Origin of the sequence: Ruminiclostridium cellobioparum DSM 1351 = ATCC 15832 (assembly GCF_000621505.1) — a bacterium.
GTDB lineage: Bacteria > Bacillota > Clostridia > Acetivibrionales > DSM-1351 > Ruminiclostridium > Ruminiclostridium cellobioparum.
On sequence record NZ_KK211290.1, the window covers coordinates 131,659 to 157,990 of the forward strand.

The following is a 26,332-nucleotide window of genomic DNA, read 5'->3' on the forward strand; positions in this document are numbered from 1 at the left end:
GTTATGCTATTTGTTATAAATTATTTTGGTTATAACCGCAGGAAATACTCCCGCCGGCTTTACAGGAAAGTAATTTTCCGGCAACGCTGAAATCAATGCCGGCCGTATTTTCCGGACCGGATTTAATAGTTACCGAAGTTTTATCTATTATTACAGTAAAAAGCTGCCCCTTCAGGTTAAGCTTAAATTCCAGGGAACTCCATGCATAAGGAAGCTTTGGATTTATGGCAGCAGCACTGCCGTCAAAGCCCACTCCTCCAAAGCCAAGAATTGCCGCCATCCAGGCACCTCCGTTGGCAGCCGGATGAGTACCGCCTATATATATGGTCCCGGCGTACTGCTTGGACTCCCCTGTCAGATCGATGGTAGCCGCCTTTAGAAAATATTTGTATGCCCATTCAGGATTACCCGTATCGGCTGCCAGCAGGGCATATACACAGGGACTGAGGCTTGAACCGTGCTCTGTTCTTGGTTCGTAATATTCCCAGTTGGCTTTCTTGACCTCATGGGGATACCTGTCCTTAAACAGGTTGAGCATCAGCACAGTATCGGCCTGCTTGAGTATTTTGGTTGTGGCGGCAATTCCGTTTCCGCCTCCAAGGTATTCATTGGGATTTATAATCCTCCCCTTGAGCTCCTGAATACTTATGTCCTCCAATCTGTGATATCCGTCAAACTGCTCTATTACAAGGGATGTACCGTCAGGCTGCGGTATGTAGAGCAACTCATTCATTTCCCTCAGGGCATCCAACTCCGGGTTGAAATCCAGCTCTGCCATGAGCTTTTCATAAGCAGCGGCATGTTTGCTTTTCATCAGCTCCAGAGTTTTCACCGCCACCTCAAGCGTATGCTTTACCATCATATTCGTGAAAGCATTGTTGTTTACTCTTTCGTGATATTCATCCGGACCCGTCACATCCAGAATCTCATACCTGTTTTTATCTTTCTTGAAATATGCATAGGACATCAGGAAACGGGAGCACTCCAGTATCACTTCGGCTCCGCCCTCCAGCAGTATGCTCTCATCGCCTGTGAGCCTGTAATACTGCCATATGCCGTAAACTACATCTGTGCTTATATGAATCTGCTTATCCCTGAAATAAGTTCTCATGGGTCTTCCGGTGAAAACATCTGTCACGTTGAAATGCGTGCAGGCATCATCTCCGGTGTCCTGGCTTTCCCAGGCATAGTACGCTCCCCTGTAGCCGTACTCGGCTGCCTTTCTTCTGGCGCCGTCAAGTGTATGGACCCTGTACCTCATAAGATTTCTTGCAATGCCGGGATTGGTATACAGGAAGAAAGGCAGCATGAACATCTCGGTATCCCAGAATATTGCGCCCTTGTATACCTGCCCCGAAAGCCCTCTGGCAGGTATTGATGCCCTGTCGGAATGGGACGGAGCGATGGAAAGCAGGTGATAGATGCTGTACCGCAAGGCCTTCTGTGCGTCCTCATCACCGTGTATCTTCACATCCGACATCTTCCACCGCTCTTCCCACAGTGCCGCATTCTCTGCCGCCAACCGCACATAGCCCCTGCCTTTTGCAGCCAGGCAAGCCTCTTCTGCCGCTCGGGATACCGCTGTGGGGGATTCGGTTCTGTCAATATCATTGCCTGTATAGACCGCCACATATTTATAAAACGAATAGGACTCTCCGGGCTGCGCCTCGAAGGAAATACATCTCAGAACCCGCCTGTCCTCTATTTTTATATCCATATGCGCGGCAAACAGTATGCCTAACCCTTCGGCCACCGATACCGGGCAGCCCAGCTCTCCTGTCACCGAATTCAAAACGATGAGCTCCTGCTTCACCGCCGGCCGCATATCCTTTAAATGATGACCGTTGATGTCCCAGACCTCTCCGTCTATACCCGTTTCTATGACGATCCGGCAGCTCCCGGCTGACTTTAATGAATATTTCATGCACATCAGGTGTACATCCGACAGCCCGAGAAACCTCTCGGTTTCCATGCTCACCCTGTTTCCTCCGGATGTGGTGAAAGTGCTTTCCCTTTTATGCAGGCCGGAATATATATCCAGACTCTGCCTGTGCCCGGCTGCCTGACTGCCGGGCAGACCCAGTTCTTCATCATCACAGCTTAATCTTGTATAAAAACCGTTTGGAGCGTTTACCGGCTCCCTCCACTTATCTCCCACTTTGTCATACAAGCCCAGGAGATTGCAGGCCACCAGCCGGTCCTTTCCGAATTCCTCCAATGTGCCCCTGTAGCCCATATAACCGTTTCCCAGCAGGAATTTGTTTCCGTTCAGCTCTATGTTGTCTTTGTAGAAACCTTTTTCTTCTATTATCCAGGACATATTAACCTCCCAAGCCATGTTATGGCTTTGAGCCGCAATTGCGGCCACAAAATGTAATGAAAACTTATATCCTTTATCGCAATGTGGCGAATAAAGGAGGTTAATTGGCCATGCACCACATCAGCGGCCACAGCCAGTTATGCGACTCAGCCCCTCCATTCCTCAGGAACGGTGATTTCCAGAGCTTCTCCTCCTATGCTGTAATCTTTCCCGTATATCTTTATCTTTGTCTCCAAAGAATTGATGGTTTTAAATATGACCATATCCTTCATAACCTTCACTTCCAGAATTGCATTTCTGTAGAGCACTCTGAAGCTGTAGGATTTCCATGCAGCAGGTATTGACGGATTGAACAGGAGCATTTCGCCGTCGGATCTCATACCTCCGAAACCGTAAACTATATTGACCCATGCAGCGGCAATGGAAGTGGTATGCAAACCTTCCCTGGTGTTTCTGTTATAGTTGTCCAGGTCCATACGGGTTGCAAAACTGAAGAAGTCAAAGGCTTCCCTGTGACGTCCAAGCTCGGAGGCCAGAACCGAGTGAACCGACGGTGAAAGCGAGGATTCATGTATGCATCTGGGTTCATAGAATTCGTAATTTACTTTTTTGCTCTGACAGGAAAAATCCTGATTGTACAGGAACATGAACATCAGCACATCGGGCTGCTTGATCATGTCATTTCTGTATATCCTGTCATAGGACCAGTTGTGATAAAGGGGGAAATCCGTAACAGGTATGGCTTTTATATCAATATGCGGCAGATCGAAGTACCCTTCGTGCTGTTCATATATCCCTGTCGCTTCCTCCAGAGGAATCCTCATATTTTCAGCCATACGGCTCCAGTTATCCAATTCGGCCTCATCAAGGCCGAGCTTCTTTTGAATCTGTGTATATGCTTCGGGTTTAACTGCTTTAGTCTCCGATAAAACACCGATAGTATACTCAAAGGTCTTTTTGGCCATAAAATTTGTGTAGCAGTTATTGTTGACCATCATCTGGAATTCATCGGGACCCATGACACCATAATACCCGAATTTGCCCGTTCTGGAGCTCCATTGGCCTCTTGTGGCAAGGAAGCGGCATATCTGCACCAGCATCTCCAAACCCTTTTCATACAGGAAGGCCTTATCCCCCGTAATCTTTACATAATGCCTGATGCCATAGGCCACTGCCGTACTTGGCTGGAATTGGAGACTTGCATGCTGCCATAGTGTGCAGCTCTCTGTTCCGTCCAGTGTCGCTATGGGATAGCATGCTCCGTCACAGTCCAGGTCTCCCGCCCGTTCAATTGCCTGCGGAAGTGTGTTGTACCTGTACTCGAGCAGGTTCCTTGCCGCTTTGGTGTTGTTGAAGAGATAAAAGGGCAGGCAATAGGTTTCTGTATCCCAGAAGGCATTTCCACCGTATGCTTCCCCGGTCAGTCCCTTTGCCCCGATATTCATGCCGGAATCCTCACCGTGATAAGTCTGGTGCATCTGAAAAATACAGTATCTTATTCCCTGCTGGTTGTCGTCATCACCCTCAATGGATACATCAAAAGTATTCCAGATATCATTCCAGTAAGCTCTATTTTCGGCCAGGACCTCATCGTATTTCTTTGCGCCGTACAGTTTTGCAAGTTCACTTCCCTCAGACCACACGTTTTCAGGATTTTTAACCGTATTCTTTTCGGCATGCACCACAGCCGTCCTGTCAAAGCAAGTCTCTTTACCCTTGTCCAGGGCCATATCAAAACCCAGATAATTCAATTTATCCTTCTCAACATATGTATAATCCAATGGTTGTTTACTTTGTATCTTAAATCCGGCATATACCATCTGCCTGCTTGATTTGGTCCTTCCCAGGCTTCCTGTGACGCCGTCCGAAATTCCCTGTTTCAGACAATCCCAAAGACTTCTTTGCATGGTCTCATGTATGGGTGAGAAGTCAAGACCGGCTTTGACTGCAATTTTTTCCGAAAAATTCACAGGTTCAAGTGTAATCCGCTGGCAGCCCAGCCTGGGTGTTATCATGCTCAAAAATCTTGAGAACTTCACCCTGAGTTCCTTCCCGTTTTTTGTATGCCATAGGAACTCTCTGGTCAATACACCTGTTTTCATATCCAGCCTTCTCTTGAAGCTGCTGATTCTACTCTTTGCAAGATCAAGTTCCTCTCCATCCAGTTCCAATCTGGTGTAAAGCCAGTCAACACCGTTAACCATAAAGGTGCCGCGGTTTGAAATGCCCTTATAGGCGGATTTTTCCGTTATATTTTCTTCGTATATGCCGTTAAGATAACTTCCCTGCAGCTTATCCCCGCTGTAACCCTCTTCAAAATATCCGCGTACTCCCATGTACTCATTGCCAAGGGAAAATATCGATTCGGATACGCGGCCGTATTCAGGATCAAAGCCTTCTTCAATTACCTCCCACGGACAAACCTTAAAATATCTATCTGCAAATTTACCCATATAGCCTCCATTTTTTAACCACAGTGTTTATGCTCCATGTATTACAATTACATTTTTTATAAATATTTACTTCATCAAACTAAAGAAGGTTGGCACAGAACCAGCTGTGCCAACCAACCTTTCAGTAAAGAGCATTAATTATTTCTTTTTAGCTGCTACAAATTCATCCAGCTGTTTTTGTTTCTCTGCAATAACTTTTTCCATTCCGGCTGCCTTTAAGGCGTCGTTGAACTTTGGAATTGTTGTTGCGGGGTCTACCGACCCTGAGTATATGGCACCTGTGTACTGCTTGATTACGTTGTTGTAAGCAGCAACTTCGTTCTTTACAGGTGTTGGATCAAAACTGAAACCGAGAGCTGCCGATCTGTCGGCGCTGTCGTTGAACTTCTTGTACTGGTCGTAAATATCCTTCTCATCCGATTCCCACAGATAGTTAAGTGTTACGTCACCCATCAGCCAGCTCATATTCAGGTTATAAGTTGAATTTTCAGCTGTCATTCCATCCGGATACTTGATGGTATTTTCGTCGGCTTTCACATAGTCCTTACCTTCAATACCCCAGTTCAGCAGGTTAACAAGGTATTTGTCCTTATGAAGCAGGTTTGCGAACATTACAGAACGTGCAGGATCGTTTGCTGTGCTTGGTACTGCAAGTATGGCACTTGCTGCGTCACTTGTGGTCATATACGGCTTATCCATAGGGATATAGATTACAGGCATACCGCACTGGCGGCCTTCCTGTGCTGCTATGCCCGGTTTTCCTGACTGGCCGTAACCTGCTGCTTTTTTAGCTTTAACAGCCAGATATTCCATCTGGGTTGTTGAAGCAGCATCTTTATTTATATAGCCCTTTGTAAACCATTCGCGGGTTAATTTGGCAGCGTCCATGAAATCCTGCTGTTCAAACATGTTTACAACCTTTGTATCACCAGCCGTTCTGCTGATGCAGCCCGGGCCGTCACCAAGAGTATCATAGGCATTGATGGCCATCATCTGAACCATTGGTGAGTTTTCAGATCTTGCTGCCAGAGGGGACATTCCGGGTTCGCCCTTTTTTATTTTTTCGAGGTAGGGAGTCAGGTCGGACCATGTCTTGACTGTATCGGCGCTGATACCGTATTTGTCTGCTATTTCCTTATTGAAAATCAAACCTTTATCGGCAGCCCATTCCTTGTAGCCTGTAAGACCATAAGCCTTGCCGCCTATAAAGCCGGCTTCTCTAACATCCTGCGGAACTGTTGCCAGATAGTCGGGAGCATATTGTGCAATCAAATCATCTACTGCAAGAATTTGTTTCTTTGCTGCGAACTGCGCTTCAAACATCCAGGATGCAGTAAACATCAAATCAAATTTCTCACCTGAAGCAAACATAAGATTAACTTTATTAGCGTAATTTCCCCATGAAATCGGACGGTATTCCAAAGTAGCGTTTATTTTCTCTGTCAGATATTTACTCGCTTCTTCATTTACTGCCGCCAAATTCTTAGGAGTTTCACCCATTGTTACAAAAACAAGCTTTACAGGTTTCAATGTCTTGGGATCAATCGCGCCTGCTTCGGTTGAAGCAGCAGCGGTTGATTCGGCAGCTGCAGTCGATACAGCAGCTGTTTCAGTTGAAGTGCTCGCAGCTGAAGATGTGGTTGAACTGCCGCATCCCGAGAGAGCCATGGTAACTGAGAATGAAACTGCCAATAACAAAGTTCCAATCCTTTTTTTCATTTTATACCCTCCATATAAAACTGTATTAATAATCAGGCCTTTACCTGTATTATCCTTTCACCGCTCCAATAGTCAATCCCTTTATAAAGTATTTCTGGAAGAAGGGATATGCAAATATTATGGGACCTATTGCCACGATTGCCATGGCCATTCTGGAGGTCTCCTGCGGAAGGGAGGCCAGAGAAGCCGACATGTTATTGCTCTTGGTGTTTTGTGCAAGATACTGGATGTTCAGCAAAATACTCTGTAAAACGTACTGCATACTGTAGTTATCGTGATTGACCTGGAAAATCATACTGTTATACCAGTCATTCCAGTATGCCAGCGTGGCGAACAATCCTATGGTGGCATATACCGGCTTGGACAGGGGTATGACTATCTGGGCAAATATCCTGAACTCGCCTGCGCCATCCATATTGGCCGCCTCCAGAAGTTCCCCCGGTATTGTATTCAGAAAGAACGTTCTCATTATCAACACGTTGAATCCGTTGAGGAGAAGCCCCGGAACAACCAGAGCCCAAATATTGTCGCTAAAGTGCAGATAATTTTTCATTACGATATACCAGGGAACCAGACCGCCATTGAATAGGATGGTCAGCACCACAAACATTGTGAAGAACTTTCTGAATGGCATGCTCTTTCTGGAGAGCGGATAAGCCAGTGCAGAAGTTATTATCATACAGGTCAGAGTCCCTACAACCGTTGCAAAGATAGTATTGCCGTAAGCTCTTAATAAAACATGCGGATCATTAAATATGTACTGATAGGCATAGGTTGAAAATTCATGTGGTAACAGCGAGTACCCGTATTTATTTATTGAATCCTCGCTGGAAAATGATATTGCAACTACCAGCAGTACCGGTAGGATTGCCGCAGCAGAACAAAATATGAATATAACATGTATTAACCAGTGAGTTCTGTTATTTTTCATTTTTTACCGACCTCCATAAGCCGTTGATGGATGTGAGCCTTTTTTTAATTTAACCGGAACGTTTACTGCACATTTAATTAAAATTTACCCGAATATTTTTTGAATAAATAATTATATATTCGCTAGAATAGAGCATTTTCGGGACTGATTTTACGAACCACCAGATTTGTAGTGAGCACCAGCAGGAAACCCACCACCGACTGGTAAAAGCCCGCTGCCGATGACATACCGATATCTCCCATGTTTACAAGGCTGTTGTACACATATGTATCAATAACATTTGTTACGGGCAGCAGGGTGCCGGAACCCATTGGAAGCTGGTAAAACAGACCGAAATCCGAATAGAATATTCTTCCTATGGAGAGAATTGTCATAATGACCATAACAGGCACCAGCAGAGGGATAGTTATATATTTGACCTGCTGCCATTTCCTGGCGCCGTCTATTGTGGCGGCTTCATAATATTCCGTATCTATCCCGGTCATTGCCGAGATGTATATAATGCTGCCGTATCCCACGTTTTTCCATGCATTTGTTATAACCAGTATAAAAGGCCAGTATTTTGGCTCCAGATACCATGATATGGGTTCGATGCCAAAAGATTTCAATATGTACCTGTTGACAAGTCCGGAATCAGGATTCAGCAGCGAATATACCAGATATGCAACAATTACTGCCGACAGAAAGAACGGAAGCAGTACCGCGCTCTGGTAAAATCTCTTTGAATAACGGTTGCGTACTTCATTTAATAAAATTGCCATGGTTACCGACATGACTAAATTGACCACTATGAAAACAGCATTGTAGCCCAAAGTATTCCGGGTCATTATAAATGCGTCAGGCGTTTCAAACAGATATCTGAAATTATCAAACCCAACCGTAGGGCTGAACAAAAATCCATCTTCAAAGTTATAATTTTTAAAGGCAATTATAATACCAAACATCGGGATATAATTATTCAGCAGCATATAAATTATACCCGGCAGCATCAAAAGATAAAGCACCTTGTGCCGCAATACGGCATTCCACATGTTCCGTCTTTTGATAGAGCTGATCCTGTTGCTTTCAACTTTAACGATTGTATCCATTTGAAAGGTCTCCTGTAAATTCAATTGTGACTGGTTGCCTGGAATCTATGTTTGTATTATATAACCTCATGTGAAGTTGACTCTACCATATCCGTGACATCATATGTAACAATTGTTACCTCTTTTTCAAGATGAGATTTGTATAATTCGCACAAAAAAAGGCACTGGTGCCCGAGTGAATAAAATTTATTCATTGTGCACCAGCCCCTTCACAGTAAGTAAATTAAATTAACGCGTTGTGCTAGTTAATTTAATTATAATGCCAGTTTTAAATTAATCCAGGCCCTGCAGTCATACGGGCTGACTGAAGTATTTTTTCCTGTATTCCTGGGGTGTGAGGTTATAAACCTTCTTGAACATCTTTGCAAAATAGGAAAAATTATCGTAGCAAAGCTGATTTGCTATGCCATATATGGGCATATCCGATTCGGATATAAGTACCTTGGCCAATTTCATACGCTCCTGTAAAATATAATCCGACAGGGACATGCCTGTTTCCTTATGGAACAGCCTGGAAAGGTATGACTCGTTCAAATGAACGTATTCCGACAATTCCTCACGGGTCAGCTTCCTGTTGAGATTCTGCTGTATATACCTCTGCAGTTCATGGACTATGCTGTTTTTCTGGTACCGGTTCTCGTTGTTTCCGGCGTTTGTACAGACAACCTTTATGATATTTTCCATCCATTGCTTAAACTGCTCATCACTGCAGGTAATTTCATGTCCGTCCATGCTCAGTTCAAGGCTGCTTAAATTATCCAGAGACATACCTTTTTTCTTCTGTACAAAAACTGCTGTCTGCAAAATACTTTGATAGACTTTTATGAGAGTCCCTTTGTTGTCCTTTCTGCAGGAAATCCAGTCCATAGTCTGATTTATCAGGTCACCTGCTTCTTCGGTGCCGGCATTTCCAAGCAGACTTTTCCATTGCTCCTCAATATTATAGAACCGCTTGAAGCTTTCCATACTCTCCTGGTTGGTCCGTTCCTTTATCAGCCTGTCAAAATTTTTGCGGAGGACCTCCTCCATTTCATCATAAATGACCGGCTTTAATAAATAATCACAGCTTCCCAGCTGAAGGGCTTTACGGACATAATTGAAATCGGTATGGCAGGTCAGAAACACCGCTTCCAGCTCCGGAAACTGTTCTTTGGCCCACTCCAAAAGCTGGAGTCCGTTCTCCTCAGGCATATTTATATCACATATAATTAAATCAACCGGTTTGCTTTCAAGTATTGCCTTGGCCTCTCTTGCATGATAGGCCTCAAATACCTCTGCAACACCCAGCTTCTCCCAATCAATACCGTCAACGATACCCTTTACTGCATAAATCTCGTCATCAACAACTAAAACACTAAACACACTGATCCCTCCCCAACGCCGTTTCCGATACCGGTAATGCCATCTCAACAACCGCTCCGCCCCCGGTATTGTTAAAAAAGGATATTTTTACCTCCGAGTGGTAATACAATTGACAGCGGCGTTGAACATTCCAGATACCTAAATGCTTGTCAAATCCCTTGTTAAAGTAATCTTCTGTTTGAAACTCCGATATTATTTCGGGCGGAAAACCCTTTCCGTTATCTTCAATTCTGATGGAAATATATTTCTCGTCGCCACCGGTATTCAGTCTTGCTTCAACCTTTATATAAAACGGCAGATCTTCCCTGTAGCAGAAACCATGCTCCATTGAGTTTTCCACAAAAGGCTGCAGTATAAACGCCGGAACGGGTACAGTCCCCAGTTCCTCCTCAATTTCTATATTATAGTCAAAGGCCTTTGGAAACCGTATTTTCTGAATGCTCAGATAATTACTGATATGTTCCAGCTCCTCTGATAATGTAACAAGTGTACGGTTTGTGCGCATCATAAATCTCAAGTAACGGACCATGTGCAGGGTAAGCTGCTTGACCAGCTCGGTTTCCCTGACCTGCGCCAGTGAATACACAAGGTTAAGACAATTGGCGAAGAAATGCGGATAAATCTGCGCCTGCAGTTCCTTCATCTCGGCCTTTTGTACCCTTAACTGTTCTTCATAAATACCGTTTTTGAGGTACTGGACCTCATGGGCCATATTGTTGAAGGCATTGTTTATGGAGTTGAACTCTGATAATTTAGACGGTTCAATACGCGCAGTGAGATCCCCCGCCTGGATTTTACCCATTCCTCTGAGCAGTTTCTTTACAGGAGAAGCAATCTCTTTTTGCAGATAAAACAAAAATATGGCCAAAAAAACCGCTGCCGCAAACGGGGTCACATAAACTACTCTTTGAAAGGCTGTCAGCTTTTCTACAAGAGCATTTACGGGAAGTACGACAACCAAATAAAGCTCCGACACATCCGAGTGGATGTCTACAATCATTGAATCAGCGCCGTCATTTTCACTTTTTAGTATTGTATAAGGTTTGGAACTATCGGTCAAAGCTTTCTGAAGCAGTTCCCTGCCAAAGGTTTTTGACGGATGCACAGTCGTATTCTTTGTAAGTACTTCACCTTTTGAAGATGCAAACATTACCTGGGAGTTGTCACTGAATTCAAGAAACCGTATGGGCTTAAGCAAATCATCCAGGTTCACCCATACTCCGATATATGTTTCATAGCCTGTATCTGTCAATTTAAGCAGGAATTTCTGTCCCTTCAGATCAAACTGCTGCCAGCTGTTCACAAGCTGCTTGCAAATATCGGGGTCCTTGAGTATATCACCCAGTTTTGCGGCGATTTCATCATAATCGCCCTGCTGCTGAGGAGCCATAATAAGTTCCCTGGAATTGGGCTTATACAAAAATATGGCATTGGCATAACTATATTCAAAAACATCCTTCTGAAATTTATTTGATAGATTTACATTGGCTACATAGTCCTCTATAGTGGTGGTTGGATTAGATCCTATATATATGATGTTTGGATCCTGAAAAGCCATGCTGTGAAGATATTTTTCCATATCCTTCAGTATGTTGTCAACCTGGTTGCTGTGTAACTGCACGATACTTTTATTTGAGGCTGCGACCTGATCGCATACCACCTTCATGGCATACCAGTTGTTACATATGAGGATAAGCAATAGAGGTACGGTTATAAGCACAAAACCGAAAATTATTTTAAACCTCAACGTAGAAGTTGAGAATGAGAAACAATGCTTCAAATTAAGTATATGAAACACTCCTTCCGGTACTATAACGCACATGGATATGCTCACCGCCTTTAAGGCCAAAGTTATGCAAAGGCTACCTTTGGCAGCCTTTCACCCGTTGAGGTGAGTAACATCCGTATGCCTCGTTATTCATTTAAGTTAATCTTTACACGGCAGGGATTCCAATAACCTAGTCACAAATTCATGTTAACATGAGATATATGTCTGTGTCAATTTATGCATTATTCTGAAAATCAATCACCGCAAACTGATGTTATTACCGGATGGTATTATGCAATTTTCGGACATAACGGCCAGAAGGAACCAGAGTAAATTTTTCCATCATGATAAAAGCTGCAATAAATAATTCATAAATAACAAGTGTACCGAATAGTCCCCAACCTTCATTGAAAACCAGAATATTCACTTTTACAAATAAACTTTGAACTGCTATGGAAATTACGAAGGGAACGATTTTCCAATACCACTTTTTTAGAATACATGTGAAAATCACTAATAAAAAACATTCAAACATATGATAAAAAAATATGATTATGGTACTGGATAAATATAAGTCCTTGAAATAATTGTCAACAAAACCAAGACTGTAATGTAATTTTCCCATAAGCAGAAGGACCGGAGCAGGAGTGTGTACTATAAGCATTGCAACAAAGTAAAAGGTTATTGTCCTTATTGCCCCGTATTGTTTTAAAATCAATTTATCAAACCACAGTTTGGCGATTGCCAGAAATACAATCGTTGTAATTGCAGTCATGTGATATCTCCACCAATGGTGTTCATATAACCCCTGTTTAACAAACAAATATTCTATTACCAGATAAAAAGCCGTAACTGTGGATATCCAGCCGAAGCGGAGTGAAAAAGCCGCCATTACAACAGCAACAGCAGGGTAAACCGTGGTGTTCAGAAGAAGATGCCCCAGTAAATTTTGTGCCCAGGGGTTGTCAAAAAATCCTGTTTTATAGGCATATGAATCAAACAGGCCAAGTACTATAAACTCGCCTATCCAAGCAGTGCCAGCCGCAAAAAGATAAAAAACAATAAGTGTGGAAACCCTGTAAGTATTTCTTTTCAAATACATACTTATTGCGGTAATTCCCACACCTGTAACAGCAAGACAAATATACCAGAATAAGTTCGGCACACTCCTTCAATCTCCCTTCCTGGCCTTTTCCAAAGCTTCCAGGTCAAATTTCTTCATTTTGAGGAATGCCTCCGTTACTCTCCGTATTTCAGCCTCCGACCCATTAAATAAGATATTGTCCATGTATTCAGGCACAATCTGCCATGAAACCCCAAACCTGTCCTTTAGCCAGCCGCACTGTTCGGCTTCGGGAACAGCAGACAGCCTATCCCAGAAATAATCAATCTCTTTTTGATCTTTGCAATAAACCATAAGTGAGAATGCCTCATTAAAGCCGAAGTCGGTATCATATGCATTATCCATTGCCGATAAGCTGAACCCGTCCAATTTGAAGCCGGCATAATTGACTTCGGCCTTTGAGTTCTCTGCCTCACCTTCGCCATATCTGCTGACCGTTCCTGTCTCAGAGTCCTCAAATATACCCGTATAATATTTTACAGCTTCCTCGGCTTTTCCGCAGACTTCATTGGAAAAAAGCATATTTGGTGTTATCTTTTGAACGTTTTGTGTATTTTCCGTAAACATTAACTGCCAGGATAAACCATATTTATCCTGTACCCAGCCGTACCACCTGCTGAAAGGGTATTCTCCAAGCGGCATCAATTCTGAACCGCCCTCGGACAATGCCTTCCACTTGATATTTACTTCTTCTATCGATTCACATGCCACCATAAGTGAAATTGACGGATTAAATCTAAAATAAGGTCCTGCACTTATGGCAGAAAACCGCTGCCCGGCCAACTCGAAATCCACGATTTCCGAATCTCCGGAAGGTGTGTCCCCGATTATTGTCACATTTAAAAGCCGGGACTGCTCAAACAAACTGATATAAAACAAGGCCGCTTCCTTAGCCTCTTTGTCGTACCATAAATGAGGAACTATTTTCTGCATAGGCATCTCCTTTATCCTGCCGGAAAGTTTCCAGGCTTTTTTATTTTAATATTATCATTATACCAATCGGACTTCGGGCTTAAACATACATGAAAAAAGTTCTATGTTTTGTATGTTGAATTTAAAATTCCGATATGTTATATTATTTTTACAAACAAATGATTGGAGTTGAAAAGATGAAGTAATTTTTCTTGTATTTTGATGCCGATAAGACAACGCAGGGTGAAGTGCGCTTGTTTTTATGGTGTTATGCAGGAAAGTTACTGAATTCTTATCACTCAACGGTATATCTCCATCCTGCCGAAACAGGGTCTGGCTGTGTTATATTTTGAGCTGCAAGAATTTACTTTCTTGCAGCTTTTATATTTCATTTTAAGAGTGAGGCATACTTGTATATAGGTGCAGGAGGAGGATTTTTATGTCTTTAATAAATGTTACAAACCTGACTTTTGCCTATGACGGCAGCTATGATAACATATTTGAAAATGTGAGCTTTCAAATAGACACGGATTGGAAATTGGGTTTCACCGGCAGGAACGGCAGGGGGAAAACCACCTTCCTCAATCTGCTGCTCGGCAAATATGAATACAGCGGTAAGATTTCCGCAAAGGTAAATTTTGAGTACTTCCCTTTCGAGGTTAAAAACAGGGAAATAAATACAATTGATGTGATTGAGGAGATATGTCCGGATTATGTTCATTGGGAGGTTATGCGCGAACTCTCCCTGCTGGAGGTTTCCGATGATGTTTTGTACCGCCCGTTCAGCACTCTCTCAAACGGAGAGCAGACAAAAGTCCTGCTGGCGGCCCTGTTCCTCAAGGAAAACAGTTTTCTGCTAATTGACGAGCCCACAAACCATCTGGATATGAATGCAAGACAAATCGTCAGCGACTACCTGAAATCCAAACATGGATTCATACTGGTTTCACACGACAGAGCGTTTCTGGACAACTGCGTGGATCACATCCTGTCAATCAACAAAACAAATATAGAAATACAGAGAGGCAATTTTTCTTCCTGGTGGGCAAACAAGGAATTACAGGATAACTTTGAGCTTGCCGAAAACGAAAAGCTGAAAAAAGATATCCAAAGGCTGGCTTCTGCGGCAAAACGCACTTCCGACTGGTCTGACAGGGCTGAGGCCAGAAAAATAGGCTTTGACCCCACAAAGACCGAAAAAAGCGCCGGACGCAGGCCATATGAGGCAGCAAAAGCAAAGAAAATGATGAGCCGTTCAAAATCAATACAGGAAAGACAGCAGTCGGCCATTGAAGAAAAGTCCAGGCTCCTGAAAAATATTGAAAACACCGAGAAGTTGAAGATTTCGCAGCTGGACTATCATTCCGACCGGCTTGCAGAACTTGATGACGTATCCATCTTCTATGGAGAAAAAACGGCCTGCCGGGGAGTGAGCTTCAATATAGAAAAAGGCGACAGAATAGCCCTGAGCGGCAGGAACGGCTCGGGGAAATCCAGCCTGATCAAGCTCATATGCGGGGAAGATATTTCATACACAGGCACTTTCAGGCGTGCAAGCCAACTGAAAATATCCTATGTTTCCCAGGATACCTCCCACCTTAAGGGAAATCTGACCGGCTATGCAAGGGAAAATGACATTGACGAAAGTTTATTTAAGGCTATTCTGAGAAAGCTTGACTTCTCGAGGGTCCAGTTTGAAAAGGACATGTCTGATTTCAGCGGAGGACAGAAGAAAAAAGTTCTGATAGCCCGAAGTCTTTGTGAAAAGGTCCATTTGCATATATGGGATGAACCTTTGAATTTTATAGATGTGCTTTCCCGTATGCAAATCGAGGAACTGCTGCTAGAATACACCCCTACAATCCTGTTTGTAGAGCATGATATTGAATTCCGCAGGAATATTGCTGCAAAAATAGTTGAGCTGTAAATACGGCTCTATAAAAGTACATGCCTGAAATCTGTGCGGCTTCAGGCTGTACTTTTATACGGGCTTTTTTCACATGTCCAGCTGTCCGTGCTTTTCATAAGCGGTAATCTTCCGTATTTTATTTTTATGGTCTACAAAAACAACTGCAGGCTTGTGATTCTTCGCCTCCTCCGGCTCCATTGTGCAATAGGCCATCAATATTATCAGATCGCCAACCTGAACACATCTCGCTGCCGCACCGTTCAGGCAGATCATTCCCGAACCGCGTTCTCCCGCAATACAGTATGTTTCAAAGCGGTTTCCGTTATTTATATCAACAACCTGGACCTTTTCGTACTCGTAAATCCCGGCTGCTTCCAGCAGTTCCTCATCAACCGTAATGCTGCCGACATATGAAAGTTCAGCCTGCACAACGGTTGCACGATGTATCTTGCCTTTAAGCATGGTAATATTCATACCAACCCCCCTGTGTCAAAATCCAAAATATTGTTAGATATTGTTATATACTTCTATATATTGTTAAACTTATTAACATAAATAAACATTATTAAATACCGTTAAAATACCGTTTTTGAATACTATTTGAATACTATATGTTTTCATGCAGCCCGGGCTGGAACACAAAATTGTCTATCAGGCGGGTTTTCCCTATAAATACCGCCAGGGCAACCAATACAGGTCTGTCTATGGAATTAGCCCTTTCCATCGAAAGTGCGTCCACCACCTCTATATAATCGATTCTCGCCATATGTTCCGTATTAATATTTTCGGTTATAACAGAAATGATTTTTTCCGCACTTCGCTCCCCCTGCTCAAGCAGCCCCCGGCCTTTGGCCAGTGATTTGCTGAGTATTAATGCGGCACTCCGCTCCTGAGGGCTTAAATAGGTGTTGCGGGAGCTTTTTGCCAGACCGTCGTCTTCGCGGATAATGGGACAGCCTATTATTTCAATATCCAGATTGAGGTCACGGACCATACGCCTGATAACCGCAAGCTGCTGTGCATCCTTCTGCCCGAAATAAGCCCTGTCGGCACCCACAATGTTGAATAATTTGTTCACAACGGTGCATACACCCCTGAAGTGCCCCGGCCGGCTCCTTCCGCAAAGTCCCTGGGTCAGGGAATTCATATCCACAAATGTACAGAAGTCGGGCTGGTACATTTCTGAGGCGTCGGGATGAAATATCAGGTGGGCACCCGCTGCTTCGCAAAGGGCCCTGTCATGTTCCAGATCACGGGGATAGCTGTTGAAATCCTCCGCGGGGCCAAACTGCATGGGATTTACGAAAATACTGACAACCACACGGCTGTTTTGGCCGGCGGCCCTCCGGATCAGGCTTTGGTGCCCTTCATGCAGGTAACCCATGGTGGGCACAAAACCTATGCTATGTCCCTCCCGCTTCCATAACTTTATGATTTTACGTATTTCGTCTATTGTTTTTACAATTTCCATCGAACCTTTCCCTTCCGGGACAGCTGCATTCACTCTGCCAGAGCTGTTTTACCAGCTGTTCCTCAATACAATTTTTCAATGATCGAATCTGCTATATCAAAGCAATGTTCCTGTGCCGGGAAAGCTCCCTTTTCAACCTCGGAAATATATAGTTCAAAGGCTTTTTTCATTTGCGTGCCGATATCGGAAAAGTGCCTTACAAACCTGGGTGTAAAGTCGCTGAACATACCCAGCATGTCCTGATAAACCAAAACCTGTCCGTCACAACCGTTCCCCGCCCCGATCCCTATGGCAGGAATGGAAATACTTTTGGAAATAATTTCTGCAAGCCTTGCCGGAATACATTCCAGCACTACGGCAAAAGCCCCTGCTTCTTCTACAGCTTTGGCCTCTTCGATGAGCCTGCGGGCATCCTCCACACCCTTACCCTGAACTTTAAAACCGCCCAATGCATTTATTGACTGCGGTGTCAAACCTATATGCGCCATAACGGGAATTGACGCTTCCACTATGGCCCGGATCTGAGGGCATACCACACTGCCTCCTTCAAGCTTTACCGCATTGGCATGCCCTTCCTTGACAAGGCGGCCCGCATTGCATACGGCGTCATACACCGAGGTCTGATAAGACATAAATGGCATATCACTGACAACCAGGGCATTTTGTGCACCTCTTGCCACAGCTTTGGTATGGTGAAGTATATCGTCCATTGTAACCTGCAGCGTATCCTTATATCCCAGGACTACCATTCCCAGTGAATCTCCCACCAGTAAGGCATTTATTCCCGCTTCATCCATGAGCCTGGCTGTGGAATAATCATATGCCGTCAGCATGGTCAGTTTTTTATTCTTCTGTTTTGCTTCTCTAAATGAAAGTACCGTATTCTTCATAGGCCTTCTCCATCATCCTTTCCATTTCGTCGTAGCTGAAATATGGTCTTTTTTGTTTCGCAACAGCAAGCAGTTTTTGTGACAGAAGTATATACAGCTGCCTGTCGGTTTCATCCAGAGAGGATAAATTTCTTGCCACAGTTTCCACGTCACCGCGCTCTACAGGTCCTGTCAAAGCCTGTACCGTCCCCTGCCTGACAATATTCTGAATATTGCCCGTCATTAAAGGCAACAGTGCACGACTGGCACTTTCCCCGTCAAAACCGCAGCCCTTGAGCAGATCAATGCCTGTCTGAGCCAATGCGACTACAAAATTGCTGGCAAAAACCGCAGCACTGTGGTACCTTGGCTTATTTTCAGGCGAAATAACCTGTACTGGATTTCCCAGCTGCTTCAAAAGCATCTGCATTTCCTGCAGGCGCCCTTCCGAGCCCTCCAGGGTAAAAAAGGCCTTATTCAGTTCCTTGTGAGAATTAAACCTGTCGCTTATTCCAAAAAGCGGATGGATAGAATAACCATATGCATTATGATTATCAATATTTGAAAAAACTGATGAAGATAATGAACCACTACAGTGACAAATTATTTTATTTTTGATAGACAGCTTCCCAATGCAATCCCATATTTTTTTTATTGTTCCGTCGGGAACAGTAAGAAAAAGAGTATCACTTGCCTCTACAATGCCATCAATGTCGTTAAAGCTCATTGTGCCTGTAAATTCCGCCGCCTGTATTGCAGATTGAGGATTTTTGCTGTAATATCCCGAAACCTCCAGATTGTGTTCACCGAAATATTTACCAAGGCTGAATCCTACTTTTCCTGCTCCAATAAATCCTATTTTCATAAATATCACCTCCCGAAAAAAGAGGGGCGATACTCTTTTAAGTCCCATTCCATGAGGATATGAGCTGGCCTTCAAAAATAAAATATAAATAAGTCTGATGTAGTTTCAACAGTCAATTGCATTCAAATATAATACCCTCTGTTGACAATGTATAACACGCCTCACGCCGGCTATTTTGCCACTTTTCTTTGTCATTGACTTTGAGAATACTACCCATTCAACGTAAAATATAACACCTTTTTGTTGTCCTTGTAAAGACTCAGTAAGAAAATTCGCTCCGCACAATTTTAACTTCTTTCCATATGGAGAGCTAATTTTCTTTTCGCCAGGGGGGACCACTCCCCCTTCGACGGAGCTAAAGCTCCTGAGCGCCCCCTCTGCTTCGGAAAGGGAATTCTCCTTTTGCATCCCGAAAGTCTACCTCTTCCAGATAACCGACGAATCTATACTCGCGAGATCTTTAAAACATGTACGAGCCATCACTCCGGCAAGCTCTCTGGTCATACCGTTTATTTTTTGCTCCACACCCTCCGCTCCGCTTTCTGCCAGCAGAGGCATCAGGGCACGACCCACCGATACGGCATCGGCTCCCAGCGCCAGGGCCTTGAATACGTCCATACCGCTTGAAACGCCGCAGTCCGCAAAAACCGGTATACTTTTGTTTATTACTTTTACGATTTTTGGCAAAATCATAAGCGGCGGCACCGCAAAGTCCATTATTCCATGGTGATGGGAGACAACTATTCCCCTTACGCCCGCTTCGGCACATTTATATGCATCCTGCTCGCTAAGTACTCCTTTTATAATAAAAGGCAATTTGGTTGCCTTGACAAAACTTTTGATTTCGTCAAATGTTTTTCCCGTCATGGGAAGTCCCAGGACATTATCGTACTGACCGCTGTTGTTGAAGGAGTGGTCTATATCCATACCAAGTGCAAAAACTCTGCACTTTTCGGCATGTTCTATTTTCTTAAAAATTACGTCGTTATCAGCATGAGGTTTGATTATTTTAATTGTTTTTGCTCCCGTAGCCGTTATGGCTTCAAGCTCAGCCTCTTCACCCATACCTGTCCACATAACCGCTCCGGCCTTAAAGGCTCCTCTGGCCATTTCGGCCATGCCGTTGGGGCGGGTTCCGTTAAGGTGGGATAATGCGGCTGTCATAACCGGGGTTGAAAAGGTTTCTCCGTAAAGCTCAAGTTTGGTAGACGGTATAACAGAATCAATATGCCTCACTTCAACCAAAAGTGAATCAAAGTATTCACGGGTTATTTGATTTGAATCTCCGGCCCTGTATTTTTGCCCGGTATTTTGTTCCATTAAATTCCCCTCCCGATATGGATTATTCCAGCAGTCTGTACTATCTAAAGCGTATATTGTCCGGGAAAAAACTTAACCACCGGCAATGTATGAATTTAGATGTTACAGGCTGCTGTTTGTAGTGTACTCCATTACAGGCCCTTTGTCCATTATATTCAAAAACAGTCCGGGCCGCAGCCTGCAAAACCATGCGTCTTAAACTTGACACCATGCCACTGTTGTCCCATAATGGAATAAGCAGGTAATTTTACAATACTGAGGAGTTTGGCAATATGACACAACCGCTTTGCATTGTATTTGCTCCATGCATTGTCCGATAAGGGCGGTAATTGCATGGAGCGGTATATATTTTACCGCCCGGTTCGGACTTTGCTTTCTTATTTTTTAATAAAAATAAACCATATTAAGGAGCAGAGTTATGAATAATAGAGTTTTACTAGGATTTGCAGCGGTAGATATAACACCCTCATATAATGTTCAGACCGTAGGCTTTGGCCGTCAGGACAATTTATCCAGAGGAGTGCTGCACAGGCTGTCGGCACAGGTTACCATATGGCATTCCGGCAAAGAGGTGTGCTGCCTTGCTGCAATTGATCACATAGGCTTTATGTGCGAAGATGCAAATATATTACGTGACAGGATAGCAAACAGGCTTAATGTAACACGTGAAAAGGTTATGCTCTGTTTCAGCCATACCCACAGCGCGCCTAATATCAGTCTTGAGCAGGAGTACTTTCAATTTTTATGCGAACAGGTACTTTCTGCCGTAAACGAAGCTGAAAAAACACTCGCGCCTGTTAAAGCCGCCTGGGGCGTGACTGAAGCTGATATCGGAATAAACAGGAGAAACGCTGCGGGTGTTTTGGACAGACGTATAAATATCCTCAAAATTGCAGATGCCGATACAGGACATTTACGGCTGCTCATCTTAAGGTTAACAGCTCATGGCAATGTCCTCCGTGAGGATAACTACATGATATCCTCGGATTTTGTGGGGGTAACCAGAAAGCTGCTTGAAGAGCGGTACGGCTGTGGGGTTATGATAACCCAAGGCGCCAGCGGTAATGTCAAGCCAAAATTCGAAGGTTCTGTTGAAGCGCTGGACAAAATGGCATCTGCCATAATGGAGGCTGTCACTCCATGCGCCCATAAGCTTCAGCCTGATGAAATCCGTAAGCTGACCATGTTTTCGCAGTCAGAACCCTTTTATGCCGATGTTCCAACCCCTGAGCGGGCCGAAGCAATCTCGGCAGAAGCCATGGAGCTGCATTGCATAGACGGCACCCAATGGCTTGAGGAAGTTGCCCGCCTGCATGGAGAGAACATAATGCGCCAGAGTGCAGAGATGGAGCTTCAGTATTTTATTCTGAATAACGGGTGTCTATGCGGAGTTCCAAGTGAAATCATGTGTGAACTGGCAGTGGATGCGGCCAGGACCTGCCATAACGAGCTTGTCTGCTTCGGAGGATATACAAACGGCTGCAACGGATATCTTCCTTCTGCCGGGGAGTATGACAGGGGCGGATATGAAGTTCTGCACTCATACCTGATATATTATATTTATTACGGCAGGGTCATGCCCTTAAACCGGGATACGGCCGACAAATTGGTGAAGCTGGTGACTGAACGGCTGAAGGCAGCCGATTAAAATCCATCTGATGTAAATATACCTTATATGAACATATATATGTTCATATAGGTTTAAGTTTGTAAAATTCATTTATACACAGATAGGTTAAAGGCATGAGGACCGGAGCAACCTGTCTTCATGCCTTTATTTATGTTAAGGAAATTATGTGTTAATCAATGAATACAAACCAGTGGTATAAGGCGTTGTGAAGCAGCTTTGTTCACACAGAACCCTGTGTTAAACGTTTATAAGGAGTGGATGTGCACATATGAATCATATTTATCTGGAAACTGAAAGATTTTACCTCAGACAATGGAAAACTGATGATGCGGAGGAACTGTATAAAATCATGTCGGACAGCCGGGTGCATACTTTCACGGGAGATTCTCCATGGACTTTGGAAGGAACAAAGGGTTACATAGGCTATATCCTGGAAAAGGATTTCAAAACGCTTGAGTCCTTCCATGCAGCCTGTGTGATCAAGGCAACCAATTCCATAATCGGATTGGCAGGATTAAACCCTTACCTGCCTAAACAACCTGAAATAGAGTGGCAGTTTGGCGTACCGTTTTGGGGAAAGGGCTATGCCACAGAAATCGGTAAAGCTATTATTGAATCAGCATTTGTATCAACAAATATAGAAGCAATATACGGTATGGTCAATCCTGAAAACAAAGCTTCAATGAGGGTTATGGAAAAGCTGGGAATGGCCAGTCTGGGGCTGCGTGATTTCAGAGGCGAACAGGATATGTTCTATATAATTGAACGAAACAGATTGCAACCGTTAAGTACAGCTGTAATATAAAGGTCTGAACAATTGCATGTATATGCTGGCATCCAATTTACTTTTATCCGTATCCATACCTTTATCTTTAACAAATCTCTGATCCTCAGGCTCTTGATTTACCGAATCTGAGTAAATAGGCACGTATTGCAGCAATTTTGCAGACTCTCCCGGCTGCTGCATTACAGTAAACCACTCCTTGCCTGCTTCCTCCCGGTTTATAAAACAGTCCTTTACCTGAAACCATTCCCCGGCTTTCCATGGCATATCCGGCATATCTGTATTGTTGACTATAAAATCAATTTTCTGCCGTCCGGTTTGTTTCCCCGTTTCAAGCATCTCACTTTTCTTCCTGAAGTCGGATAAAATAGCATATTCCACCTGATTTCCATGCAGTGGAGCCGTTTTGAAATAGTAGGTCCGCCCTTTTAAAATTTTCTCTCCCGACTTTGTCACAACTCTATAAAAGTATTTTGTACCCGGTGTAAGGTCATTTAATACAGCTATTTCCTGAAATACATCAAGGGATGGATTTTTCCCCGGTTCCTCATTATATCCTGCCAAAGTTGCCGATTTTCTCAATCCGTTAATCTTGAATTCTCTGGCCGGTACTTTTTTCCCCAGGCTTTCAGCCTGTCCGTATTCAACATAAGACTCCCTGGCAGTCTCCCCTGTCAGCCAACAGATATTCATTTCACTTTTGGGATGCAGACTTAATAAATACGGTTGTGTGTATATCATTTGTCTGGTTTCTTCAGAAAAAACCTCATATGAAAATATACCAAAAATTATGAGGATTCCAGTCAGTAAAATAAGTTTCTTCATACGGTAACCCTCCTAAAGCCAAGAATTACTATAACAACCTTATCATATAACTTTATTGTAAATTGCATTTTAACCGGCAGTAAATTTGTTATTAAATTATAATTTGTAAAAATGATAACTGCTGCTGCTCTGGAAAAAGTAGACAGAGATCATCCGGGCTTGTACTGATGCTGCCGAATATGATGAATTTAATATATGTTACATCTTTCAGGCATATGGTAAAATATAGCTGACTATTAAAATTTTATAAAAATATTACGGAGAATATATGGCTGTTGAGTTAACGAGAGAAGAATTTGCAATAGCGGAAGGTTTTTTTAATAAAACTATGTTTCAAATACCTGCATTGGCAGTCATAAATTCAAGCTTTCCCGGCAAAGTATTTGTGGATAATAAGGAAAATCCCCGAACTGCACTTGTCTGGGCCTTATCAAGATGGTCATACCTATCGTGTAGGGAATTCCTGCCAAAACATATTAGTTTTATTATGGAAGTTTTAAATACTATGATTTTTCCTATACTTGAAGAAGTCGGTGAAAGTGACTTTGAAGTCTATTGTGATAATAATGCCATTCGGGATAGTGTATTGAATGAAGCATTAAAGGACTTCAAGGTGAATAACCATCATGAAAATACATTTATCTTGAATAGAGAACGATTTGAAAAATTGGATTTTGAACAGAAACTCACAAGTGATATGGAAATTTGCGAATGCATTCTGCCTATAGTTCCTGAAGTGTACCATAAGTATTACCCATACGAAAAGTTTGGCAGGAAGGTCTTTGGTATGGCAATAAGGAAAAACGGAGAACTCATTTCTCAATGCATGAACAATGGATTTGCTCATGGAAACAGGTATTTTATTGATCTGGATACTTTTAGCAACAGTGAGAGAAACAAAGGCTACGGGACGCTTATTTTATATCCATAATATTTTATGTTACGACTTTTGAGTCATTGAGTTTTTTACCATTAACAATTAACTTTCTAATTAGAGACGAGGTGAAAAAGTGAGTGACATTGCAAAAATTGTAGGTGACAGAATAAGGATTCTGAGAAATGAAAAGGGATTAACTCTGGAAGAATTAGGAGATAGGGCAGGTATTAATGCAACCCATTTGGGAAGGTTGGAGAGAGGCGAAAAAAGTGCCACAGTTGACAGCTTGGAAAAAATTGTGAATGCTTTGGAAATCTCTTTTGAGCATTTATTTAAATATATACAGCCATCTACAGAAAATACCGATAATACTGCTCTTTCCATTCTCATAAATAAACTTTCCACATTGAGTGTACATGACCAAAAGCTGTTATTGCCTCTGATTGATGACTTATTTAAACTGATGAAACATAAGACCTGATCATACCACAAAGTATAAAGAATTCTGGATGAAGATCATTGTTGCAGAATAGTTTTAAAGTGCGAATTAGAAATTATTCATATAACAGCGAGGTGCGTGAGATGAAAAATAGTTTTTCTGAGGTTAAGCTATTCCAAGTGAACCCTGATAAACTGATCGAATTTGAAACATTGATAACAACGATAGCTGACGAACAAAAACAGCAAATGGGTTGTATTGATATCAAATATGTCAAGCGTTTTTTTACCATTGACGGTGTCCGGAGTGAAGAACCCCCTCGGGAGTTAACCAAAATTGTTAAATGTGTTAAGTATTTTTCTTATTGGGAATTCGACAATAAGGAGAATTACGGCAAAGCGACAGAATGGTTTTTCAAAAATCACCTCAAGGATATTCAAAAGCTGCTGATTATGCCTTTTGATATTAACTGCGGAAACTCGATATACTAAAAACAATATTCAAAAAATTATCACAAAATTTGCGGAGTCGGGTTGGAGTTCGATTGATAAGCCATCAAAAGCATGGCTTGACGAAAAAAGACAATGACGAATTACTCTCTATAATTGAGCAAACAGACAAAGAGTGTAGAAGTTGTGGTTGTGAATTTGACCCGCTTTATAAAAAAACATTAGAATTGTTGCGAACAAAATGAGATTCTTACTTTTACTATTAAATCATTTCTGAATGTCTCCTTGCTATAAAACCCCAGTCTTCTAAGGCCTTTCTCCAGGTTTTATAACTGTGTTCCAACTCTTTTTTTCACCCAAGGAAATATCCAGACATTCTCTTATAGCATTAACTCATTGAAATTATGATCCACTGTACCAGGCTTCGTTAATTGTTTTCTTAAAGGATTTACGCTATTACACAGTTCATAAAGATTTTCCTGTTTTACTTTTGACTTCCTGAGCTGTCTGTTAGAGAAGTGAGTAACTTATTGAATTCTGCTTCCGGAAAAGTTCTTCTTAATTTTTTCCTTTTTTATATTGTTTCAAAAGATATACAATTCCATAAATCATCAAAAAACTGCTTAATATTACCACTATCCCAAGCTGTCCTTCAAAACTCATGCCCGTGAATATCAACATTTCCACCTCTTCCTTCGTGAAAATACACATAAACAGTATAAAAAAATGTACATCAAAAGTCAAGGTTTATAGTCCATATTATATTATTTATGGACTATAGGCATTTGCACGTATGATAATGGACATAATATATTCTTCTAGTGGGTAGTAGGAGGTGACATATTGGAGGGCAGCAACATTGGAAAAATTATAGGTGACAGAATAAGACTTTTAAGAACGGAAAAAGGATTGAGCATTGAAGAACTTGCATTTAAAGCCGGAATAGATAATTCCCACTTAGGAAAATTGGAGAGAGGGAAAAGAAATGCTTCTTTGGTTGTAATTGAAAAAATAGCTGTTGCTCTGGAAGTTAGTTTTGAAGAATTGTTCAGAGGGATATTACCACTAAATACCGATAAGGATACTACCACTTTTTCTCTTATAATAAATAAGGTTGCAACACTGGATATACAGGAGCAAAAAGAGGTATTAACCATTGTAAATTCACTATTCCACTTGATGAAAAAGCCTGATGCCTTTTCTTAAAAGGTGTCAGGC

The 26,332-nt window shown here is 42.6% G+C and carries 22 protein-coding genes; 7 read left to right on the forward strand and 15 right to left on the reverse strand.

All coding sequences use genetic code 11. From position 1 onward, the window contains the following. Positions 1–13: 13 nt before the first annotated feature. From T344_RS0121250 to T344_RS0121290, 9 genes are all read right to left on the reverse strand, one after another. Positions 14–2,320, reverse strand: coding sequence for a glycoside hydrolase family 65 protein (locus T344_RS0121250; protein ID WP_027630367.1), 2,307 nt, complete (start codon positions 2,318–2,320; stop codon positions 14–16). A 146-nt stretch (positions 2,321–2,466) separates the two neighbouring features. After that, entirely contained in the window at positions 2,467–4,773 is a 2,307-nt protein-coding gene (locus T344_RS0121255) for a glycoside hydrolase family 65 protein (protein ID WP_027630368.1), read from the reverse strand. Positions 4,774–4,911: 138 nt separating this feature from the next. After that, entirely contained in the window at positions 4,912–6,492 is a 1,581-nt protein-coding gene (locus T344_RS28980; protein WP_051572124.1) for an ABC transporter substrate-binding protein, read from the reverse strand. A 49-nt stretch (positions 6,493–6,541) separates the two neighbouring features. Beyond that, positions 6,542–7,423, reverse strand: a complete 882-nt coding sequence (locus tag T344_RS0121265) for a carbohydrate ABC transporter permease (RefSeq protein WP_004624564.1) — start codon at positions 7,421–7,423, stop codon at positions 6,542–6,544. 122 nt (positions 7,424–7,545) lie between these two features. Continuing rightward, positions 7,546–8,511, reverse strand: coding sequence for an ABC transporter permease (locus T344_RS0121270; protein ID WP_027630369.1), 966 nt, complete (start codon positions 8,509–8,511; stop codon positions 7,546–7,548). Between the two features lie 291 nt (positions 8,512–8,802). Next, positions 8,803–9,873, reverse strand: a complete 1,071-nt coding sequence (locus tag T344_RS0121275) for a response regulator transcription factor (RefSeq protein WP_027630370.1) — start codon at positions 9,871–9,873, stop codon at positions 8,803–8,805. Continuing rightward, on the reverse strand, positions 9,866–11,695 hold the full coding sequence (locus T344_RS0121280; RefSeq protein WP_027630371.1) for a sensor histidine kinase: 1,830 nt from the start codon (positions 11,693–11,695) through the stop codon (positions 9,866–9,868). Before T344_RS0121280 ends, T344_RS0121275 begins: the two co-directional genes overlap by 8 nt. A gap of 223 nt (positions 11,696–11,918) precedes the next feature. Then, on the reverse strand, positions 11,919–12,806 hold the full coding sequence (locus T344_RS0121285; RefSeq protein ID WP_027630372.1) for a hypothetical protein: 888 nt from the start codon (positions 12,804–12,806) through the stop codon (positions 11,919–11,921). A gap of 6 nt (positions 12,807–12,812) precedes the next feature. Beyond that, on the reverse strand, positions 12,813–13,697 hold the full coding sequence (locus tag T344_RS0121290) for a VOC family protein (RefSeq protein ID WP_027630373.1): 885 nt from the start codon (positions 13,695–13,697) through the stop codon (positions 12,813–12,815). Positions 13,698–14,115: 418 nt separating this feature from the next. Between T344_RS0121290 and abc-f the strand changes: the two genes are divergently transcribed. Then, positions 14,116–15,603, forward strand: a complete 1,488-nt coding sequence (gene abc-f / locus T344_RS0121295) for a ribosomal protection-like ABC-F family protein (protein ID WP_027630374.1) — start codon at positions 14,116–14,118, stop codon at positions 15,601–15,603. A gap of 69 nt (positions 15,604–15,672) precedes the next feature. Here the strand turns inward: abc-f and panD are convergent, their stop codons facing one another. The 5 genes from panD to T344_RS0121325 form a co-directional block, all read right to left on the reverse strand. Next, positions 15,673–16,059, reverse strand: a complete 387-nt coding sequence (gene panD, locus T344_RS0121300) for an aspartate 1-decarboxylase (protein ID WP_004624566.1) — start codon at positions 16,057–16,059, stop codon at positions 15,673–15,675. A gap of 133 nt (positions 16,060–16,192) precedes the next feature. Beyond that, a complete protein-coding gene (gene panC, locus T344_RS0121305) occupies positions 16,193–17,056 on the reverse strand; it encodes a pantoate--beta-alanine ligase (protein WP_027630375.1) in 864 nt (287 codons plus the stop codon). Positions 17,057–17,118: 62 nt separating this feature from the next. Further along, on the reverse strand, positions 17,119–17,946 hold the full coding sequence (panB, locus tag T344_RS0121310; RefSeq protein WP_027630376.1) for a 3-methyl-2-oxobutanoate hydroxymethyltransferase: 828 nt from the start codon (positions 17,944–17,946) through the stop codon (positions 17,119–17,121). Next, on the reverse strand, positions 17,921–18,790 hold the full coding sequence (locus tag T344_RS0121315; RefSeq protein WP_027630377.1) for a Rossmann-like and DUF2520 domain-containing protein: 870 nt from the start codon (positions 18,788–18,790) through the stop codon (positions 17,921–17,923). The genes panB and T344_RS0121315 overlap by 26 nt, the downstream gene beginning before the upstream one ends. Before the next feature lie 417 nt (positions 18,791–19,207). Further along, complete coding sequence (locus T344_RS0121325) at positions 19,208–20,110, reverse strand: alpha-hydroxy acid oxidase (RefSeq protein ID WP_027630379.1); 903 nt, start codon at positions 20,108–20,110, stop codon at positions 19,208–19,210. A gap of 418 nt (positions 20,111–20,528) precedes the next feature. Here T344_RS0121325 and T344_RS0121330 point away from each other — a divergent pair, with 418 nt between their 5' ends. Next, entirely contained in the window at positions 20,529–21,758 is a 1,230-nt protein-coding gene (locus T344_RS0121330; protein ID WP_027630380.1) for a hypothetical protein, read from the forward strand. Positions 21,759–22,008: 250 nt separating this feature from the next. After that, positions 22,009–22,545 (forward strand): GNAT family N-acetyltransferase, encoded by a 537-nt coding sequence (locus T344_RS30030; RefSeq protein WP_027630381.1) that lies wholly within the window; start codon positions 22,009–22,011, stop codon positions 22,543–22,545. On the opposite strand, the gene T344_RS0121340 is transcribed toward T344_RS30030, so the two are convergent. Next, the gene (locus T344_RS0121340; protein ID WP_027630382.1) at positions 22,525–23,349 is read right to left on the reverse strand and encodes a fibronectin type III domain-containing protein; all 825 of its coding nucleotides are present in this window, start codon (positions 23,347–23,349) and stop codon (positions 22,525–22,527) included. The two genes, T344_RS30030 and T344_RS0121340, sit on opposite strands and share 21 nt — an antisense overlap. A 268-nt stretch (positions 23,350–23,617) precedes the next feature. Between T344_RS0121340 and T344_RS0121345 the strand changes: the two genes are divergently transcribed. The 4 genes from T344_RS0121345 to T344_RS0121365 all read left to right on the forward strand — a co-directional run bounded on the left by T344_RS0121345 (position 23,618) and on the right by T344_RS0121365 (position 26,320). Beyond that, positions 23,618–24,280 (forward strand): GNAT family N-acetyltransferase, encoded by a 663-nt coding sequence (locus tag T344_RS0121345; RefSeq protein WP_027630383.1) that lies wholly within the window; start codon positions 23,618–23,620, stop codon positions 24,278–24,280. A gap of 79 nt (positions 24,281–24,359) precedes the next feature. After that, positions 24,360–24,707, forward strand: a complete 348-nt coding sequence (locus T344_RS0121350; protein ID WP_027630384.1) for a helix-turn-helix domain-containing protein — start codon at positions 24,360–24,362, stop codon at positions 24,705–24,707. Positions 24,708–24,808: 101 nt separating this feature from the next. Next, on the forward strand, positions 24,809–25,156 hold the full coding sequence (locus T344_RS0121355) for a hypothetical protein (RefSeq protein WP_027630385.1): 348 nt from the start codon (positions 24,809–24,811) through the stop codon (positions 25,154–25,156). Positions 25,157–25,957: 801 nt separating this feature from the next. Beyond that, on the forward strand, positions 25,958–26,320 hold the full coding sequence (locus T344_RS0121365; protein ID WP_027630386.1) for a helix-turn-helix domain-containing protein: 363 nt from the start codon (positions 25,958–25,960) through the stop codon (positions 26,318–26,320). The last annotated feature ends 12 nt before the right edge of the window (positions 26,321–26,332 follow it).

Excerpts from the sequence above, each read along its gene's own strand:
- T344_RS0121250 (WP_027630367.1), bottom strand. The coding sequence starts at position 2,320 with ATGTCCTGGATAATAGAAGAAAAAGGTTTCTACAAAGACAACATAGAG.
- T344_RS0121255 (WP_027630368.1), bottom strand. The coding sequence starts at position 4,773 with ATGGGTAAATTTGCAGATAGATATTTTAAGGTTTGTCCGTGGGAGGTA.
- T344_RS28980 (WP_051572124.1), bottom strand. The coding sequence starts at position 6,492 with ATGAAAAAAAGGATTGGAACTTTGTTATTGGCAGTTTCATTCTCAGTT.
- T344_RS0121265 (WP_004624564.1), bottom strand. The coding sequence starts at position 7,423 with ATGAAAAATAACAGAACTCACTGGTTAATACATGTTATATTCATATTT.
- T344_RS0121270 (WP_027630369.1), bottom strand. The coding sequence starts at position 8,511 with ATGGATACAATCGTTAAAGTTGAAAGCAACAGGATCAGCTCTATCAAA.
- T344_RS0121280 (WP_027630371.1), bottom strand. The coding sequence starts at position 11,695 with ATGTGCGTTATAGTACCGGAAGGAGTGTTTCATATACTTAATTTGAAG.
- T344_RS0121290 (WP_027630373.1), bottom strand. The coding sequence starts at position 13,697 with ATGCAGAAAATAGTTCCTCATTTATGGTACGACAAAGAGGCTAAGGAA.
- abc-f (WP_027630374.1), top strand. The coding sequence starts at position 14,116 with ATGTCTTTAATAAATGTTACAAACCTGACTTTTGCCTATGACGGCAGC.
- panD (WP_004624566.1), bottom strand. The coding sequence starts at position 16,059 with ATGAATATTACCATGCTTAAAGGCAAGATACATCGTGCAACCGTTGTG.
- panC (WP_027630375.1), bottom strand. The coding sequence starts at position 17,056 with ATGGAAATTGTAAAAACAATAGACGAAATACGTAAAATCATAAAGTTA.
- panB (WP_027630376.1), bottom strand. The coding sequence starts at position 17,946 with ATGAAGAATACGGTACTTTCATTTAGAGAAGCAAAACAGAAGAATAAA.
- T344_RS0121315 (WP_027630377.1), bottom strand. The coding sequence starts at position 18,790 with ATGAAAATAGGATTTATTGGAGCAGGAAAAGTAGGATTCAGCCTTGGT.
- T344_RS0121325 (WP_027630379.1), bottom strand. The coding sequence starts at position 20,110 with ATGGAACAAAATACCGGGCAAAAATACAGGGCCGGAGATTCAAATCAA.
- T344_RS0121330 (WP_027630380.1), top strand. The coding sequence starts at position 20,529 with ATGAATAATAGAGTTTTACTAGGATTTGCAGCGGTAGATATAACACCC.
- T344_RS30030 (WP_027630381.1), top strand. The coding sequence starts at position 22,009 with ATGAATCATATTTATCTGGAAACTGAAAGATTTTACCTCAGACAATGG.
- T344_RS0121340 (WP_027630382.1), bottom strand. The coding sequence starts at position 23,349 with ATGAAGAAACTTATTTTACTGACTGGAATCCTCATAATTTTTGGTATA.
- T344_RS0121345 (WP_027630383.1), top strand. The coding sequence starts at position 23,618 with ATGGCTGTTGAGTTAACGAGAGAAGAATTTGCAATAGCGGAAGGTTTT.
- T344_RS0121355 (WP_027630385.1), top strand. The coding sequence starts at position 24,809 with ATGAAAAATAGTTTTTCTGAGGTTAAGCTATTCCAAGTGAACCCTGAT.